This window comes from Mycobacterium sp. NGS27 (genome assembly GCF_059813005.1).
This window is the reverse complement of the sequence record NZ_JCALDT010000002.1, coordinates 384,110-402,113: the sequence shown is the minus strand read 5'-3', so window position 1 is coordinate 402,113 and position 18,004 is coordinate 384,110. Positions and strand designations below refer to the sequence as shown.

Below are 18,004 nucleotides of genomic sequence, written 5' to 3'. Positions count from 1 at the left end.
CCTATCTGGCGGGAATCACACAAAGTCGATGGTACGAGTGGGGAGCCTGTTACTAGAGTGGTGATATTGAATCGTGAGGCAATTGCGACCACGACCGTGATCGCGGATCCCAGGCGCCGCAACGGCCGTCGTCACGAAGCCACGCCGCCGCATGGCCTCGCCAAATGGGTTCGAGCCACGCGGTCGGATACCCTAAGCAACCGATGACCGCTCGTTTCGATCTTTTCGTCGTCGGCTCTGGATTCTTCGGACTGACCATTGCCGAGCGCGTGGCTACCCAGCTCGGGAAGCGCGTCCTCGTCGTGGACCGCCGACCGCACATCGGTGGCAACGCCTACTCAGAAGCCGAGCCGCACACCGGCATCGAGGTGCACAAGTACGGTGCGCACCTGTTCCACACCTCCAACAAGCGGGTCTGGGACTACGTGCGGCAGTTCACCGACTTCACCGACTACCGCCATCGGGTCTTCGCGATGCACAACGGGCAGGCCTACCAGTTTCCGATGGGGCTGGGGCTGGTGTCGCAGTTCTTCGGCAAGTACTTCACCCCCGACGAAGCCCGCAAGCTCATCGCCGAGCAGGCCGCCGAGATCGACACCGCCGACGCGCAGAACCTCGAGGAGAAGGCGATCTCGCTGATCGGCCGACCCCTCTACGAGGCGTTCGTCAAGGGGTACACGGCCAAGCAATGGCAGACCGACCCCAAGGAACTGCCCGCCGCGAACATCACCCGGCTGCCCGTCCGCTACACCTTCGACAACCGCTACTTCTCCGACACCTACGAGGGCCTGCCCGTCGACGGCTACACCGCCTGGCTGCGCAACATGGCCGCCGACGACCGCATCGAGGTCAGGCTGGACACGGACTGGTTCGACGTGCGCGACGAGCTGCGCGCCGAGAGCCGCGACGCGCCGGTCGTCTACACCGGGCCGCTGGACCGCTACTTCGACTACGCCGAGGGCCGATTGGGCTGGCGCACGCTCGATTTCGAGGTGGAAGTGTTGCCCATCGGCGATTTCCAGGGCACGCCGGTGATGAACTACAACGACCCCGACGTGCCGTACACCCGCATCCACGAGTTCCGTCACTTCCACACCGAGCGCGACTATCCCACCGACAAGACCGTGATCATGCGGGAGTACTCGCGCTTCGCCGAGGACGACGACGAGCCCTACTATCCGATCAACACCGAGGCCGATCGCGCACTGCTGGCCGCGTATCGTGCCCGGGCGAAGTCCGAGACCGCGTCGTCGAAGGTGCTGTTCGGCGGCCGGCTGGGCACCTATCAGTACCTGGATATGCACATGGCCATCGCCAGCGCCCTGAACATGTACGACAACGTCCTCGCGCCGCACCTGCGGGACGGCGTGCCTTTAGTTGAGGAAGCCCCGTAATGACCGCCGTCAGCCTTTTGTCCCGAATCATCTTGCCCCGCCCGGGTGAGCCGCTCGACGTGCGCAAGCTGTATCTCGAGGAGTCGACGACCAACGCCCGGCGTGCCCACGCGACCAGCCGTACCTCGCTGGAGATCGGCAAAGAGTCCGAGGTGTCGTTCGCCACCTACTTCAACGCGTTCCCGGCCAGCTACTGGCGCCGCTGGTCCATCTGTCAGTCGGTGGTGCTGCGGGTCGAGCTGACCGGGACCGGACGCGTCGACGTCTACCGGACCAAGGCGACCGGGGTGCGCATCTCGGTGGAAGGCCGCCAATTCGTCGGCACCGGCGAGCAACCGGCCATCGTCGAAATCGAGGTGGCGCTCAAGCCTTTCGAGGACGGCGGCTGGATTTGGTTCGACATCACCACCGACACCGAGGTCGACCTGATCAATGGCGGCTGGTATGCCACCGAGCCCGCCCCGGGCACGGCCAACATCGCCGTCGGCATCCCCACGTTCAACCGCCCCGCCGACTGCGTCAACGCGCTGGCCGATCTCACCGCGGATCCGTTGGTGGACAAGGTTATCGGCGCGGTCATCGTCCCGGACCAGGGCGTGCGCAAGGTGCGCGACCACCCGGACTTCGCGGCGGCGGCCGCGGGCCTGGGCAACCGGCTGTCGATCCACGACCAGCCCAACCTCGGCGGCTCCGGCGGCTACAGCCGGGTGATGTACGAGGCGCTGAAAAACACCGACTGCCAACAGATTCTGTTCATGGACGACGACATCCGCATCGAGCCGGACACGATCCTGCGGGTGCTGGCGCTCAATCGTTTCGCCAAGACGCCGATGCTGATCGGCGGGCAGATGCTCAACCTGCAGGAGCCGTCACACCTGCACATCATGGGCGAGGTCGTCGACCAGTCGAACTTCATGTGGACCGCCGCGCCGCACGCCGAGTACGACCACGACTTCGCCAGGTTTCCGTTGAACGACAAGAACGATCGCAGCGCACTGCTGCACCGTCGCATCGACGTCGACTTCAACGGCTGGTGGACGTGCATGATCCCGCGCCACGTCGCCGAGGAACTGGGCCAGCCGCTGCCGTTGTTCATCAAATGGGACGACGCCGAGTACGGTCTGCGCGCCGGTGAGCACGGTTACCCGACCGTCACGCTGCCCGGCGCCGCGATCTGGCACATGGCCTGGAGCGACAAGGACGACGCGATCGACTGGCAGGCCTACTTCCACCTGCGCAACCGGCTGGTGGTCGCATCGTTGCACTGGGACGGCGACATCACCGGCCTGGTTCGCAGCCACCTCAAGGCAACACTGAAACACCTTGCCTGCCTTGAGTATTCGACGGTTGCAATCCAGAACCGGGCCATCGACGACTTCCTCGCGGGACCCGAACACATCTTCTCGATTTTGGAATCCGCGCTGCCCGAGGTGCATCGGTTGCGCAAGGAATACCCCGACGCCGTCGTGCTGCCGGCGGCAAGCGAACTGGCCTCGCCTCAGCACAAGACCAAGGCGATGAAGCCGCCGGTGAACCCGGTGTCGATCAGCTACCGGCTGGCCCGCGGAATCCTGCACAACATGACCAAGGCCGACCCGGAATCCCATGCGCGGCCCGAGTTCAACGTGCCGACCCAGGATGCGCGCTGGTTCCGGTTGTGCACGGTCGACGGAGTGACCGTCACCACGGCCGACGGTTGCGGCGTGGTCTACCGCCAGCGGGACCGGCGAAAGATGTTCTCGCTGTTGTTCGCATCGCTGCGCCGTCAGCGCCAGCTGCTCAGCCGCTTCGAGGAGATGCGCCGGGTGTACCGCGGCGCACTGCCCGTGTTGTCGAGCAAGCAGAAGTGGGAGACGGCGTTGTCCCCCGCAAGCGGGCGGTGCCCCCAGCCGGCTGCAGAACATGCATGAGGCCGCCGCCGCAGAGGCGCCGCGCGGCGAGGTGGCCGCGCTCGTCGCCGTCCAGGCCGCATTGAACGAACGCCCCGGCGTGCTGCCGGCGGCGCGCGCACTGTCCCACTTCGGTGAGCACAGCATCGGCTGGGTGGCCGTCGCCGCGCTCGGAGCGGTGCTTTCGCCCAAGCGGCGGTGGGACTGGCTGGTGGCAGGTGCGGGGGCTTTCGGCGCGCACGCCGCCGCGGTCATCGTCAAGCGGATCGTGCGCCGCAAGCGGCCGCACGACCCCGCCGTCGTGGTGAACGTCGGCACGCCGAGCCAACTGAGTTTCCCGTCCGCACACGCCACTTCGACCACCGCCGCGGCGATTCTGCTGGGCCGGACCACCGGTCTGCCTCGAGGAGTATGCGCCGCGGTCTTGGTGCCGCCGATGGCGTTGTCACGGATGCTGCTGGGAGTGCACTACCCCAGCGACGTGGCCTTCGGCATCGCCCTCGGTGCCGTGGTTGCGGCGATCGCGCGCCGCGCAGGAGAGGTCGCAAGAGGTGGAGCCGAATGAGTGAGGACGTCGTGACCCGACCGCCGGGCAACCTGATCACCGGGGTGATCAAGGCGATACGGCCCCGCCAGTGGGTGAAAAACGTGTTGGTGCTGGCCGCGCCGGTGGCCGGGCTGGGCAGCGGCATCCGGTACGACTACGCACAGATGCTCACGCAGGTGGGATTGGCGTTCGTGGTGTTCAGCCTGGCGGCGTCCTCGGTATACCTGGTCAACGACGTCCGCGACGTCGAGGCCGACCGCGAGCACCCGACCAAGAGATTCCGCCCGATCGCGGCGGGCGTGGTGCCTGAGTGGCTGGCCTACTTCCTGGCGGCGCTGCTGGGTGCGGCGTCGCTTGGCATCGCATGGTTCGTGACGCCGAACCTGGCGCTGGTGATGGCCATCTACCTCGCCATGCAACTGGCGTACTGCTTCGGCCTCAAACACCAAGCCGTGCTTGACATCTGCATCGTGTCGTCGGCGTATCTGCTGCGTGCCATCGCCGGCGGCGTGGCGACGGAGATCCCGCTGTCCCAATGGTTCCTGTTGTCGGCCGCGTTCGCGTCGCTGTTCATGGTGGCCGGCAAGCGCTATGCCGAGCTGCAGGTCGCCGAGCGCACCGGCGCCAAGATCCGCAAATCGCTGGAGAGCTACACCAGCACCTATCTGCGATTCGTCTGGACGATGTCGGCGACCGCGGTGGTGATCTGCTACGGCCTGTGGGCGTTCGAGCGTGACCACCATTCGGGATCCTGGTACGCGGTGTCGCTGGTGCCGTTCACCATCGCGATCCTGCGCTACGCGGTGGACGTGGACGGCGGGCTGGCAGGTGAACCCGAAGACATCGCGCTGCGCGACCGGGTGCTGCAGCTGCTGTTCCTGGCGTGGATCGCAACAGTCGGAGCCGCCGTTGCCTTCGGTTAGCCCCGAACTGCAGGCTCTCAAAGCGCGGATGATGCGCAGCCGGCCGGTGATCAGGCGGCCCGGCTGGCCGGTGTTCCCGTACACCACCACGGTGCGGGCCAGCCTGTGGATCAGCGTGGCGTTGGTCGCCGTCCTGTTCGGCTGGGGGAGCTGGCAGCGCCGGTGGATCGCCGACGACGGCCTGATCGTGCTGCGCACGGTGCGCAATCTGCTCGCCGGCAATGGACCGGTGTTCAACCAGGGTGAGCGGGTGGAGGCCAACACCTCCACGGCCTGGACCTACCTGATGTATGTCGGCAGCTGGGTCGGCGGCCCCCTGCGCATGGAGTATGTGGCGCTCGCGCTCGCGCTGGTGCTTTCGGTGCTGGGCGTGGCGTGCGTGATGCTGGGCGCCGCGCGGCTGTACGCGCCGAGCCTGCGGGGCCGCAAGGCCATCATGTTGCCCGCCGGCGTGCTGGTGTACATCGCGCTGCCGCCGGCGCGCGACTTCGCCACGTCCGGTCTGGAGAGCGGTCTGGCGCTGGCGTATCTCGGGCTGTTGTGGTGGATGATGGTCTGCTGGGCGCAGCCGGTGCGTAACCGCGCGGATAACAAGGTGTTCGCCGGGCTGCTGGCGTTCGTTGCCGGGTTCAGTGTGCTGGTCCGGCCGGAACTGGCGCTCATGGGCGGCCTGGCGCTGATCATGATGCTCGTCGCCGCACGGACCTGGCGCCGCCGGGTGCTGATCGTGGTGGCCGGCGGCTTCGTGCCGGTCGCGTACGAGATCTTCCGGATGGGCTATTACGGCCTGCTGGTGCCCGGCACCGCGCTGGCCAAGGACGCCGCCGGGGACAAATGGTCGCAGGGCATGATCTACCTGCTCAACTTCGACGCGCCCTACGCGGTGTGGATACCCGTGGTGCTTCTCGTGCCGCTGGGCGCGCTGCTGTTCGCCGCCCGCCGGCGGCCCTCGTTCCTGCGCCCTGCGCTGGCGCCGGACTACGGGCGGTTTGCCCGTGCGGTGCACAGCCCGCCCGCGGTGGTGGCGTGGGTGGTGGTGAGCGGTCTGCTGCAGGCCCTGTACTGGATCCGGCAAGGCGGCGACTTCATGCACGCCCGGGTGCTGCTGGCCCCGCTGTTCTGTCTGCTGGCTCCGGTCGCCGTCATCCCGATCGCGATCCCGGACGGCCAGGACTATTCGCGGGAGACCGGGAACTGGGTTGCCGGGGCCGCCGGCGCGTTGTGGCTGGGATTGGCCGGATGGGCGCTATGGGCGGCGAATTCACCGGGGATGGGCGACGATGCCACCCACGTCACCTACTCCGGGATTGTGGACGAACGCCGCTTCTACTCCCAGGCAACCGGCAACGCGCATCCGCTGACCGCGGCGGACTACCTGGGCTATCCGCGGATGGCGGCAATCCTGACCGCCCTCAACAACACTCCCGAAGGCGCGCTGCTGCTGCCGTCGGGCAATTACATCCAGTGGGACCTGGTGCCGCAGGCCCAGCCGCCGCCGGGCGACAAGTCCGCGCAAAAACCCCAGCATGCAGTGTTTTTCACCAACCTCGGCATGGTCGGCATGAATGTCGGCCTCGATGTCAGGGTGATCGATCAGATCGGCTTGGCGAATCCGCTTGCGCAGCACACGGAACGGCTCAAGCACGGCCGCATCGGGCACGACAAGAACCTCTTTCCCGACTGGGTGATCGCCGACGGCCCGTGGGTGAAGCTGCCTCCGGGGATCCCGGGCTACCTGGATCAACAATGGGTCGCAGAGGCGGTCTCGGCGCTGCAATGCCCGGAGACCAAGGCGGTGCTCAGCTCGGTGCGCGCACCGATGACCCCGCACCGCTTCCTGTCCAACCTGGTGAATTCCTTCCGGTTCACCAAATACCGGATCGACCGGGTGCCGCGTTACGAACTGGCCCGGTGTGGGCTGCCGGTCCCCGATGAGGCGCCGCCACCACCTCGCGAGTAAGCGTCGCGCAGAAGAAATTTCGGCAAACGCCGAACAAATCACAGCGTGCCGGGCGCGAAAGAATGGCAGCAACATCACATTTGGCCTCTCACCAGCTGGCAATGGCCGCCAAGCACATGTGCAAACGCCGCCTTTTAGACACATGTTTCAATTGAAAACCGCTGGGTAGGTGGGCCGCTCGACGGTTGGTGCCCGCGACTCGATGCGACCGAATGGCGCATCGTGTGGTTGACTACACGAGCACTCCTGCGCTTGGCGTGGCGACGATGCGGGCCGGGACGGCCCGAGAAGGAGCCGTGCATTCGGGTCCGTGCAGGCAGTTTGACCAATCAAGACAGTGACCGATCGGTGAAATGCGCCGAAAGGCCGCAAGAAGGATGAGGAAGCAAGGATGACGCTTGTCGACAGATTGCGCGGCGCCGTGGCGGGTATGCCGCGCCGGCTCGTCGTGGCGGCCGCGGGTGCGGCGCTGCTCTCGGGCCTGATTGGCGCCGTCGGAGGCTCGGCGACCGCCGGGGCCTTCTCGCGCCCGGGTCTGCCGGTGGAGTACCTGCAGGTTCCGTCCGCCGCAATGGGCCGCGACATCAAGGTTCAGTTCCAGAGCGGTGGCGCCGACTCGCCGGCGCTCTACCTGCTCGACGGTATGCGCGCGCAGGACGACTTCAACGGTTGGGACATCAACACCCCGGTGTTCGAGTGGTACCTCCAGTCCGGCATTTCGGTTGTCATGCCGGTCGGTGGCCAGTCCAGCTTCTACTCCGACTGGTACAAGCCCGCCTGCGGTAAGGCCGGCTGCACCACCTACAAGTGGGAGACCTTCCTCACCAGCGAGCTGCCCCAGTACCTTTCGTCGCAGAAGCAGGTGAAGCCGACCGGCAGCGCCGTGGTCGGTCTGTCGATGGCCGGTTCGTCCGCGCTGATCCTGGCCGCCTACCACCCGCAGCAGTTCGTTTACGCCGGCTCGCTGTCGGCGCTGCTGGACCCGTCGCAGGGGATGGGCCCGTCGCTGATCGGCCTGGCCATGGGTGACGCCGGTGGCTACAAAGCCGCCGACATGTGGGGTCCGAAGGAGGACCCGGCCTGGGCCCGCAACGACCCGTCGCTTCAGGTCGGCAAGCTGGTCGCCAACAACACCCGCATCTGGGTGTACTGCGGTAACGGCAAGCCGTCGGACCTGGGTGGGGACAACCTGCCGGCGAAGTTCCTCGAGGGCTTCGTGCGGACTTCCAACCTGAAGTTCCAGGACGCCTACAACGCCGCGGGTGGCCACAACGCGGTGTGGAACTTCGACGCCAACGGCACCCACGACTGGCCGTATTGGGGCGCGCAGGTGCACGCCATGCTGCCCGACCTGCAGTCGACGCTGGGCGCCACCCCGGGCGCGGGTCCGGCCACGGCCGCCAACGCCGGCAACGCCGGCAACGGCCAGGGCACCTAAGCACTGCCAAGCAGAACGACGAGCGGCGGGAACCCTTCGGGGTTCCCGCCGCTAGTCTTTCGGGGTATGTGACGTGTTTCACTACCCGGCGAGCGGGGGAACCACGGCCCTGGCTAATGTGCTTTCAGCGACTACACGATGGAGGGTGGACATGACGGTCGTGCGGGGTATGTCGGCGCTTTTCCGGGTGTTCTGCGTAGCCGTGCTGGCGGTCGGGTTGGCCTTCGCGCTACAGCCCGCGGCAACCGTCGGCAAGGCCAGAGCGGCAGGCTACGAAAGCCTGATGGTTCCGTCGGCGGCGATGGGCCGCGACATTCCGGTGGCCTTCATGGCCGGTGGCCCGCACATGGTCGTGCTACTGGATGCGTTCGACGCCGCACCGGACGTCAGCAACTGGGTGACCGCGGGGAACGCGATGAACACGCTGGCGGGCAAGGGGATCTCGGTCGCGGCGCCCGCCGGCGGCGCGTACAGCATGTACACCAACTGGGAGCAGGACGGTAGCAAGCAGTGGGACACCTTCCTGTCCAGCGAGCTGCCCGACTGGCTGGCCGCCAACAAGGGCCTGGCGCCCGGCGGGCACGCCGCCGTCGGTGCCGCGCAGGGCGGTTACGGCGCGATGGCGCTGGCCGCATTCCACCCCGACCGCTACGGCTTCGCAGGCTCGCTGTCCGGGTTCCTCTACCCGTCGGACACCACGACCAACGGCGCGATCCTGGCGGGTCTGCAGCAGTTCGGCGGTGTGGACGGCAACGGCATGTGGGGAGCCCCGCAGCTGGGCCGGTGGAAGTGGCACGACCCCTACGTGCACTCCTCGCTGCTGGCGCAGAACAACACCCGCGTCTGGGTCTACAGCCCGACGAACGACAGCGCCAGCGATCCCGCCGCGATGATCGGCCAGGCCGCCCAGGCGATGGGCAACAGCCGGATGTTCTATCAGCAGTACCGCAGCAACGGCGGCCACAACGGCCACTTCGACTTCCCCGGCGGCGGCGACAACGGCTGGGGTTCGTGGTCGGGGCAGCTCGGGGCGATGTCGGGCGAGATCGTCGGAGCCATTCGCTAGCGCCGATCGCGAGCGCGGCGAAGCCGGGCGCCGCGGGTCGGCGCCATTGGGCTAGCGCCGATCGCGAGCGCGGCGATGCCGCCCGCTGCGGGTCGCTGGCCGGCCGGCCCACCCGGCCGAGCCGGTACCGTGTAGGGGGTGCAGCAGGGGTCGGGAGGACCGCGTAGCTGCGTTCCACCGACACTGCTGGCAGGAGAACATGGCTACAAGCGCGCGGCGTAAGCGGCAACGCACCCTCGCCTGGATCGCCGCACTGTCCGTCGCCGCCGTCGTCCTGCTTGGCATCCTGGCCGCGGTGACCTTGCTGCGCGGGCACTCCTCGGAGCCGAGCGCGGTCCCACCCGGGGTCCTGCCCCCGTCGTCGACGACGACGCACCCGCACAAGCCGCGGCCCGCGTCTCAGGACGCTTCGTGCCCCGACGTCCTCCTGGTCAACGTCCCCGGCACGTGGGAGTCCTCGGTGCAGGACGACCCCGGCAACCCCGTCCAATTCCCCAACGCGCTGCTGCACAAGGCGACCGCGACCCTCACCCAGCAGTTCCCGTCGTCGCGGGTGCAGGCCTTCACCACGCCGTACACCGCGCAGTTTCACAATCCGCTGAGCGGCGACACGCAGATGTCCTACAACGCCAGCCGCGCCGAAGGCACCCGCGCGACCGTGCAGGCGATGACCGACATGAACGCCAAGTGCCCGTTGACCAGCTACGTGCTGATGGGCTTTTCGCAGGGCGCCGTGATCATGGGCGACATCGCCAGCGACATCGGCAACGGGCGCGGACCCGTCGACGACGACCTGGTGTTGGGTGTGACGTTGATCGCTGACGGTCGTCGCCAGATCGGCGTCGGCAACGACATCGGGCCCAACCCGCCGGGGCAGGGCGCCGAGATCACGTTGCACGAGGTGCCCATCCTGTCCGGAATGGGCCTCACCATGACCGGTGAGCGCCCCGGCGGTTTCGGCGACCTCAACGGCAAGACCAATGAAATCTGCGCGCCGGGCGACCTGATCTGCGCCGCTCCCGAGGAGGCGTTCAGCATTGCGAACCTGCCGACCACGCTGAACACCTTGGCCGGCGGAGCCGGTCAGCCGGTCCACGCGCTGTACGCGACGACGCAATGCTGGAGCATCGACGGGGCGCCGGCGACCGACTGGACGCTCAACTGGGCTCACGGTCTGATCGCAAATGCGCCACAACCAAAACACGGATGATCGGGCTGGCCGGACACAAGCCTCAGGTAGCGGTTGCCGATGCCGATCAGCGGTACCTTGTGATTTGGTCTGCCGTAGGCGGCCCCGTAACATTAAGAGGAATTTAAGAGCTATCGGACCTTTGTCGCGCACCCGATCGGGTGGATGCTGGCTAGGGCTGGCACATCACCGGCGTTCTCGACGGGTGCCGTGCGAGGTCCGGCGCGTGTGACCAGACATGCAACCGGCGGCATGGCCGGCTGAGGAACGAAGCCGTCGGCGGAGCCGACCTAGGGACAACGAGTCGGCCTAGCCGACCGAAAACAGGCGTGACAGGAGAGCGGCATGGCGTACCACAACCCGTTCATCGTGAATGGAAAGATCAAGTTCCCGGACAACACGAACCTGGTCAAGCACGTTGAAAAGTGGGCGAGGGTTCGCGGCGACAAGCTCGCCTATCGGTTCGTCGACTTCTCCACCGAACGCGACGGCGAGTACCGCGACATCGTGTGGCGCGACTTCAGCGCCCGCAACCGGGCCGTGGGCGCCCGCCTGCAGCAGGTCACCCAGCCGGGCGACCGCATCGCCGTCCTGTGCCCGCAGAACCTCGACTACCTCATCGCGTTCTTCGGTGCGCTGTACGCCGGCCGCATCGCGGTGCCGTTGTTCGACCCCGCCGAGCCGGGTCACGTCGGCCGCCTGCACGCCGTCCTCGATGACTGCGCCCCCTCGACGATCCTGACCACCACCGACGCCGCCGAGGGCGTCCGCAAGTTCATCCGCGCCCGTTCGGCCAAGGAACGGCCCCGCGTGATCGCGGTCGACGCGGTCCCCAACGAGGTCGCGTCGACGTGGGAGCCGCCGGAGGCCGAAGAGGACACCATCGCCTACCTGCAGTACACGTCCGGCTCCACCCGCACCCCGACCGGCGTGCAGATCACCCACCTCAACCTGCCCACCAACGTGTTGCAGGTGCTCAACGGCCTGGAAGGCAAGGAGGGCGACCGCGGGCTGAGCTGGCTGCCGTTCTTCCACGACATGGGGCTGATCACGGCGCTGCTCTCGCCGGTGCTGGGCCATAACTTCACCTTCATGACGCCGGCCGCCTTCGTGCGCCGCCCGGGCCGCTGGATCCGCGAGATGGCGCGCAAGCCCGAGGACGATCCCGACAGCGAGGTCTTCACCGTCGCGCCGAACTTCGCGTTCGAGCACGCGGCGGTCCGCGGGGTGCCCAAGGAGGGTGAGCCGCCGCTGGACCTGAGCAACGTCAAGGCGATCCTCAACGGCAGCGAGCCGGTGTCCCCGGCATCGATGCGCAAGTTCTACGAGGCGTTTGCGCCCTACGGTCTGCGGGAGACCGCGATCAAGCCGTCCTACGGCCTGGCCGAGGCGACGCTGTTCGTCTCCACGACGCCGATGGACGAGGCGCCCACGGTCATCCACGTCGACCGCGACGAGCTGAACAAGCAGCGCTTCGTCGAGGTGCCCGCCGATTCGCCGAAGGCCGTCCCGCAGGTCTCGGCCGGCATCATCGGCGTCGACGAGTGGGCCGTCATCGTCGACCCGGAGACCGCCAGCGAGCTGCCGGACGATCAGATCGGCGAGATCTGGCTGCACGGGAAAAACCTGGGCACCGGCTACTGGGGCCGGGAAGGCGAGACCAACGACGTCTTCCGCAACATCCTCAAGTCGCGGATCAGCCAGTCACACGCCGAGGGTGCCCCCGACGACGGCACCTGGGTCAAGACCGGCGACTACGGCACCTACCACAAGGGCCACCTCTACATCGCAGGCCGCATCAAGGACCTGGTCATCATCGACGGCCGCAACCACTACCCGCAGGACCTGGAGTACTCGGCGCAGGAGGCCAGCAAGGCGCTGCGCACCGGCTACGTGGCCGCCTTCTCGGTGCCGGCGAACCAGTTACCGAAGGAAGTGTTCGACAACCCGCACGCCGGCATCAAGTACGACCCTGACGACGTCTCCGAGCAGCTGGTGATCGTCGCCGAGCGCGCGGCCGGCTCGCACAAGCTGGACTACCAGCCCATCGCCGACGACATCCGGGCCGCGATCGCCGTGCGCCACGGCGTCACCGTGCGCGACCTGCTGCTGGTGCAGTCGGGAACGATCCCGCGTACCTCCAGCGGCAAGATCGGGCACCGCGCCTGCCGCGCGGCCTACCTCGACGGCAGTCTGCGAAGCGGCGTCGGTTCGCCGACGGCGTTCGCCAGCTCCACTGACTGAATTCCTGAGGACCATGGCTGACACCGAGAACCCCGAAAACCACACCCCGGGCGAACAGGAGCCCGCCGCACCCCCCGCCAAGGGCACCGACATGACCGTGCCCGAGATGCGCGAATGGCTGCGCAACTGGGTGGGCCGGGCGGTCGGGAAATCACCCGACGAGATCGATGAGTCGGTGCCGATGGTCGAGCTGGGCCTGGCGTCGCGGGACGCCGTGGCGATGGCCGCCGACATCGAGGACATGACCGGCGTGACGCTGTCGGTCGCGGTGGCGTTCCAGCACCCGACCATCGAATCGCTGGCCACCCGCATCATCGAGGGCGAACCCGAGGTCGCCGACGACGAACTCGACGGCGCCGACTGGACGCGTACCGGCCCGGCCGAACGCGTCGACATCGCGATCGTGGGCCTGTCGACCCGGCTGCCCGGCGACATGAACTCCCCCGACGAGACCTGGGCGGCGCTGATGGAGGGTCGCGACGCCATCACCGATCTGCCCGAGGGCCGCTGGTCGGAATTCCTCGAGGAGCCGCGCATCGCGGCGCGCGTCGGCACCGCGCGTACCCGGGGCGGCTACCTGAAGGACATCAAGGGCTTCGACTCGGAGTTCTTCGCGGTCGCCAAGACCGAGGCCGACAACATCGACCCGCAGCAGCGGATGGCGCTGGAGCTCACCTGGGAGGCGCTCGAGCACGCGCGCATCCCGGCGTCGAGCCTGCGCGGCGAGGCCGTCGGCGTGTACGTCGGCTTCTCCAACAACGACTACCAATTCCTGGCGGTGTCCGACCCCACCGTCGCGCACCCGTACGCGATCACCGGCACGGCCAGCTCGATCATCGCCAACCGGGTGTCCTACTTCTACGACTTCCGCGGACCGTCGGTGGCGCTGGACACCGCCTGCTCGAGCTCGCTGGTGGCGACGCATCAGGCGGTGCAGGCGCTGCGCAACGGCGAGTGCGATGTGGCGGTCGCCGGTGGCGTCAACGCGCTGCTCACGCCGTTGGTGACGCTCGGATTCGACGAGATCGGCGCGGTGCTGGCCCCCGACGGCCGGATCAAGTCGTTCTCCTCGGACGCCGACGGCTACACGCGGTCCGAGGGTGGCGGCATGTTCGTGCTCAAGCGGGTCGACGACGCCCGCCGCGACGGCGATCAGATCCTCGCCGTCATCGCGGGCAGCGCGGTCAACCACGACGGCCGGTCCAACGGCCTGATCGCCCCCAACCAGGACGCCCAGGCCGAGGTGTTGCGCCGGGCCTACAAGGACGCCGGGATCGATCCGCGCACCGTCGACTACATCGAGGCGCACGGCACCGGCACCGTCCTCGGTGACCCGATCGAGGCCGAGGCACTGGGCCGCGTCGTCGGGCGGGGTCGCCCCGCCGACCGTCCCGCGCTGCTGGGTGCGGTGAAAACCAATGTGGGACACCTGGAGTCGGCCGCCGGCGCGGCGAGCCTGGCCAAGGTGGTGCTGGCGTTGCAGCACGACAAGCTGCCGCCGTCCATCAACTTCGCCGGTCCCAGCCCCTACATCGACTTCGACGGCATGCGGCTGAAAGTCGTTGACAGCGCCAGCGATTGGCCGCGCTACGGGGGCTACGCCCTGGCCGGCGTGTCCAGTTTAGGCTTCGGTGGCGCCAACGCCCACCTGGTGGTGCGCGAGGTGCTGCCCCGCGACGTCATCGAGCGCGAAGCCGAGCCGCAGCCCGTCGCGGCCGCCCCCACCGCCGACGCGGCCGAGGCGCCCACGATGGAAAGCCACTCGCTGCGGTTCGACGACTTCGGCAACATCATTCCGGACCCCTCCGAGGTGGAGGAAGAGGAATACGACCTTCCCGGTGTCACCGACGAGGCGCTGCGCCTCAAAGCGATCGCGCTGGAAGAGCTTGCCGCACAAGAGGAATCAGCGCCACTGATTCCGCTGGCCGTGTCGGCGTTCCTGACGTCGCGCAAGAAGGTCGCGGCCGCCGAGCTCGCGGACTGGATGGAGAGCGCGGAGGGGCAGGCGTCGTCGCTGGAATCCATTGGCCGGGCGCTGTCGCGGCGCAACCACGGCCGTTCGCGTGCGGTGGTGCTGGCCCACGACCATGAAGAGGCCGTCAAGGGCCTGCGCGCGATCGCCGAGGGCAAGCAGCGCCCCAACGTGTTCAGCACCGACGGGCCGGTGACCAGCGGTCCGGTGTGGGCGATGGCCGGTTTCGGTGCGCAGCACCGCAAGATGGGCAAGAACCTGTACCTGCGCAACGAGGTCTTCGCTGAGTGGATCGAGAAGGTCGACGCGCTGATCCAGGACGAGCGCGGTTACTCGGTGCTCGAGTTGATCCTCGACGACTCGGTCGACTACGGCATCGAAACCAGCAACGTCGTCATCTTCGCGATCCAGATCGCGCTGGGCGAGTTGCTCAAGCACCACGGCGCCAAACCCGCTGCGGTGATCGGCCAGTCGCTCGGCGAACCCGCGTCGGCGTACTTCGCCGGCGGCCTGTCGCTGGCGGACGCGGCCCGCGTGATCGCGTCGCGCTCGCACCTGATGGGCGAGGGCGAGTCGATGCTGTTCGGCGAGTACATCCGCTTCATGGCGCTCGTCGAGTACTCCGCCGACGAGCTCAAGACGGTGTTCGGCGACTTCCCCGGCCTGGAGGTGTGCGTCTACGCCGCGCCCAGCCAGACCGTGATCGGCGGCCCGCCGGACCAGATCGACGCGATCGTCGCCCGCGCGGAGGCCGAGGGCCGCTTCGCCCGCAAGCTGCAGACCAAGGGTGCGGGCCACACCTCGCAGATGGATCCGCTGCTCGGTGAGTTCTCCGCCGAGCTGCAGGGCATCCACCCGCTGAGCCCGACGGTCGGGATCTTCTCTACCGTGCACGAGGGCACCTACATCAAGCCGGGCGGCGAGCCCGTCCACGATGTCGCCTACTGGGTCAAGGGAATGCGGCATTCGGTCTACTTCACCCACGGCGTGCGCAACGCCGTCGACAGCGGCCACACCACTTTCCTGGAGCTCGCGCCCAACCCGGTGGCGCTGATGCAGATCGGCCTGACCACCGCGGCCGCGGGTCTGCATGACGCCCAACTGATTCCGACGCTGGCCCGCAAGCAGGACGACGTCGAGTCGATGATCTCGGCGATGGCCCAGCTCTTCGTCCACGGCCACGACCTGGACATCCGCACCTTGTTCACCCGGGCGCAGGGCCCCGAGGACTACGCGAACATCCCGCCGACGAAGTTCAAACGCAAAGAGCACTGGCTCGACGTGCACTTCTCCGGCGACGGCTCGGTGATCATGCCGGGGACACACGTCGCGCTGCCGGACGGCCGGCACGTCTGGGAGTACGCGCCGCGCAACGGCGACACCGATCTGGCCGCGTTGGTGAGATCCGCTGCCACACAGGTGCTTTCGGATGCTCAGCTGGTGGCATCCGAGCAGCGCGCGGTGCCCGGCGCGGGTGCCCGACTGGTGACCACGATGACCCGGCACCCCGGTGGCGCCTCGGTGCAGGTGCACGCCCGCATCGACGAGTCCTTCACCCTGGTCTACGACGCGCTGGTGTCGCGGGCGGGCCAGAGTGTGGCCGCGCTGCCCACAGCGGTGGGCGCCGGTGCGACCATCGCCGCGCCGACCACGACCGCCGCGATCGAGGCACCCGCGGCGCCGGCCGAGCCGGACGACGCCGAGACGCTGTCGGACAGCCTGACCAACCGCTACCTGCCATCCAACGTGGGCAGGTGGACACCGGATTCGGGCGAGACCATCGGCGAGCGGCTGGGCATGATCGTCTCGGCGGCCATGGGTTACGAGCCCGAGGACCTGCCGTGGGAGGTGCCGCTGATCGAGCTCGGCCTCGACTCGCTGATGGCGGTGCGGATCAAGAACCGCGTCGAATACGACTTCGACATGCCGCCCATCCAGTTGACCGCGGTGCGCGACGCCAACCTGTACGCCGTCGAGAAGCTGATCGAGTACGCGGTCGAACACCGCGACGAGGTCGAGCAGCTGTACGAGCACCAGAAGACGTTGACGCCCGAGGAGATCGCCAAAGAGCAGGCCCAGCTGCTCAGCGGGGCGACGCCGACATCGGCCGCCGCACCCGCACCGGACCCGCAGGCGGAGCCCGAGACCCAGCCGGAGCCGCCGTCGGACGCGACGATTCCGCCGCCGCCGACGGATCCGTCCGGCCCGAAGGGCGCGGCGACGAACGGCGCGAAGCCGGACCTGGCGGGTGCGCTCAGCCAGGAGGCGGTGGCCAAGGCACTGAATTCCGATGTGCCACCGCGTGATGCCGCCGAGCGCGTCACCTTCGCCACCTGGGCGATCGTCACGGGCAAGTCGCCGGGCGGCATCTTCAATCCGCTGCCCAAGCTGGACGCAGACACCGCGGCCAAGATGGCGCAGCGGCTCTCGGAGCGCGCCGAGGGCGCCATCACCGCCGAGGACGTCCAGACGTCGGAGACCATCGAAGCGCTGGCCGAAAAGGTCCGTCAGTACTTGGAGGCCGGTCAGATCGACGGCTTCGTCCGCACCCTGCGGGCCCCGCAGAACGAGTCGCAGATACCCGTGTTCGTGTTCCACCCGGCCGGCGGTTCGACCGTGGTCTACGAGCCGCTGCTGAAGCGGTTGCCGGCGGACACGCCGATGTATGGCTTCGAGCGCGTCGAGGGCACCGTGCAGGAACGGGCCGCCCAGTATGTGCCGAAGCTGTTGGAGATGAACGAGGGCAAGCCGTTCATCCTGGCCGGGTGGTCGCTCGGCGGCGCGCTGGCGTACGCCTGCGCGATCGGCCTGAAGCGGGCGGGCGCCGACGTGCGCTTCGTCGGGATGATCGACACGGTGCGCGCCGGCGAGGAAATCCCGCAGACGCAGGAGGAGACCCGCAAGCGCTGGGACCGGTACGCGAAATTCGCCGAGCGCACCTTCAACGTCGAGATTCCCGCGATCCCCTACGAGCAGCTGGAAGCGCTCGACGACGAGGGACAGGTCAAGTTCGTCCTGGACATCGTCCAGCAGAGCGGCGTGCAGATCCCGGGCGGCATCGTCGAGCACCAGCGGACGTCCTACCTGGACAACCGGGCGCTCGAGACCGTCCAGATCGAGCCGTACGACGGGCACGTCACCCTGTACATGGCCGATCGCTACCACGATGACGTCATCCAGTTCGAGCCGCGCTACGCGATCCGTCAGCCCGACGGCGGCTGGGGCGAGTACGTAGCGGACCTCGAGGTGGTTCCGATCGGCGGCGAGCACATCCAGGCCATCGACGAACCGATCATCGGCAAGGTCGGTGCTCACCTCGCCGACGTGCTGAATAAGGTGGAGGCCGAAACCAGTCAGACGAGTGAGGTGGGCAAGTAGTGAC

10 protein-coding genes are annotated in these 18,004 nt (G+C 67.9%); all 10 read left to right on the top strand.

Annotation, left to right across the window (positions count from 1 at the left end; genetic code table 11):
* The first annotated feature begins 203 nt into the window (after positions 1–203).
* The 10 genes from glf (at position 204) to pks13 (ending at position 18,000) form a co-directional block, all read left to right on the top strand.
* Positions 204–1,394, top strand: a complete 1,191-nt coding sequence (gene glf, locus AC5Y30_RS06500) for a UDP-galactopyranose mutase (protein ID WP_499917270.1) — start codon at positions 204–206, stop codon at positions 1,392–1,394.
* Positions 1,394–3,304, top strand: coding sequence for a glycosyltransferase (locus AC5Y30_RS06495; RefSeq protein ID WP_499917269.1), 1,911 nt, complete (start codon positions 1,394–1,396; stop codon positions 3,302–3,304). The genes glf and AC5Y30_RS06495 overlap by 1 nt, the downstream gene beginning before the upstream one ends.
* Positions 3,297–3,848, top strand: coding sequence for a phosphatase PAP2 family protein (locus AC5Y30_RS06490; protein ID WP_499917268.1), 552 nt, complete (start codon positions 3,297–3,299; stop codon positions 3,846–3,848). Before AC5Y30_RS06495 ends, AC5Y30_RS06490 begins: the two co-directional genes overlap by 8 nt.
* A complete protein-coding gene (locus AC5Y30_RS06485) occupies positions 3,845–4,753 on the top strand; it encodes a decaprenyl-phosphate phosphoribosyltransferase (RefSeq protein WP_499917267.1) in 909 nt (302 codons plus the stop codon). The genes AC5Y30_RS06490 and AC5Y30_RS06485 overlap by 4 nt, the downstream gene beginning before the upstream one ends.
* A complete protein-coding gene (gene aftB, locus AC5Y30_RS06480) occupies positions 4,740–6,713 on the top strand; it encodes a terminal beta-(1->2)-arabinofuranosyltransferase (protein WP_499917266.1) in 1,974 nt (657 codons plus the stop codon). Before AC5Y30_RS06485 ends, aftB begins: the two co-directional genes overlap by 14 nt.
* A 391-nt stretch (positions 6,714–7,104) precedes the next feature.
* The gene (gene ag85A / locus AC5Y30_RS06475) at positions 7,105–8,151 is read left to right on the top strand and encodes a diacylglycerol acyltransferase/mycolyltransferase Ag85A (protein WP_499917265.1); all 1,047 of its coding nucleotides are present in this window, start codon (positions 7,105–7,107) and stop codon (positions 8,149–8,151) included.
* Positions 8,152–8,311: 160 nt separating this feature from the next.
* The gene (locus tag AC5Y30_RS06470) at positions 8,312–9,217 is read left to right on the top strand and encodes an alpha/beta hydrolase-fold protein (protein ID WP_499917660.1); all 906 of its coding nucleotides are present in this window, start codon (positions 8,312–8,314) and stop codon (positions 9,215–9,217) included.
* Positions 9,218–9,416: 199 nt separating this feature from the next.
* Positions 9,417–10,427: a carboxylesterase Culp6 gene (gene culp6 / locus AC5Y30_RS06465; protein ID WP_499917264.1), complete on the top strand. Its 1,011-nt coding sequence runs from the start codon at positions 9,417–9,419 to the stop codon at positions 10,425–10,427.
* 324 nt (positions 10,428–10,751) lie between these two features.
* The gene (fadD32, locus tag AC5Y30_RS06460; RefSeq protein ID WP_499917263.1) at positions 10,752–12,650 is read left to right on the top strand and encodes a long-chain-fatty-acid--AMP ligase FadD32; all 1,899 of its coding nucleotides are present in this window, start codon (positions 10,752–10,754) and stop codon (positions 12,648–12,650) included.
* A gap of 91 nt (positions 12,651–12,741) precedes the next feature.
* Positions 12,742–18,000 carry a polyketide synthase Pks13 gene (pks13, locus tag AC5Y30_RS06455; RefSeq protein ID WP_499917659.1) on the top strand — a complete coding sequence of 1,753 codons (5,259 nt, stop codon included), beginning with the start codon at positions 12,742–12,744 and terminating at the stop codon, positions 17,998–18,000.
* The last annotated feature ends 4 nt before the right edge of the window (positions 18,001–18,004 follow it).

Coding starts and splice junctions, on each gene's coding strand:
- glf (WP_499917270.1), top strand. CDS start 204: ATGACCGCTCGTTTCGATCTTTTCGTCGTCGGCTCTGGATTCTTCGGA.
- AC5Y30_RS06495 (WP_499917269.1), top strand. CDS start 1,394: ATGACCGCCGTCAGCCTTTTGTCCCGAATCATCTTGCCCCGCCCGGGT.
- AC5Y30_RS06490 (WP_499917268.1), top strand. CDS start 3,297: ATGCATGAGGCCGCCGCCGCAGAGGCGCCGCGCGGCGAGGTGGCCGCG.
- AC5Y30_RS06485 (WP_499917267.1), top strand. CDS start 3,845: ATGAGTGAGGACGTCGTGACCCGACCGCCGGGCAACCTGATCACCGGG.
- ag85A (WP_499917265.1), top strand. CDS start 7,105: ATGACGCTTGTCGACAGATTGCGCGGCGCCGTGGCGGGTATGCCGCGC.
- culp6 (WP_499917264.1), top strand. CDS start 9,417: ATGGCTACAAGCGCGCGGCGTAAGCGGCAACGCACCCTCGCCTGGATC.
- fadD32 (WP_499917263.1), top strand. CDS start 10,752: ATGGCGTACCACAACCCGTTCATCGTGAATGGAAAGATCAAGTTCCCG.
- pks13 (WP_499917659.1), top strand. CDS start 12,742: ATGACCGTGCCCGAGATGCGCGAATGGCTGCGCAACTGGGTGGGCCGG.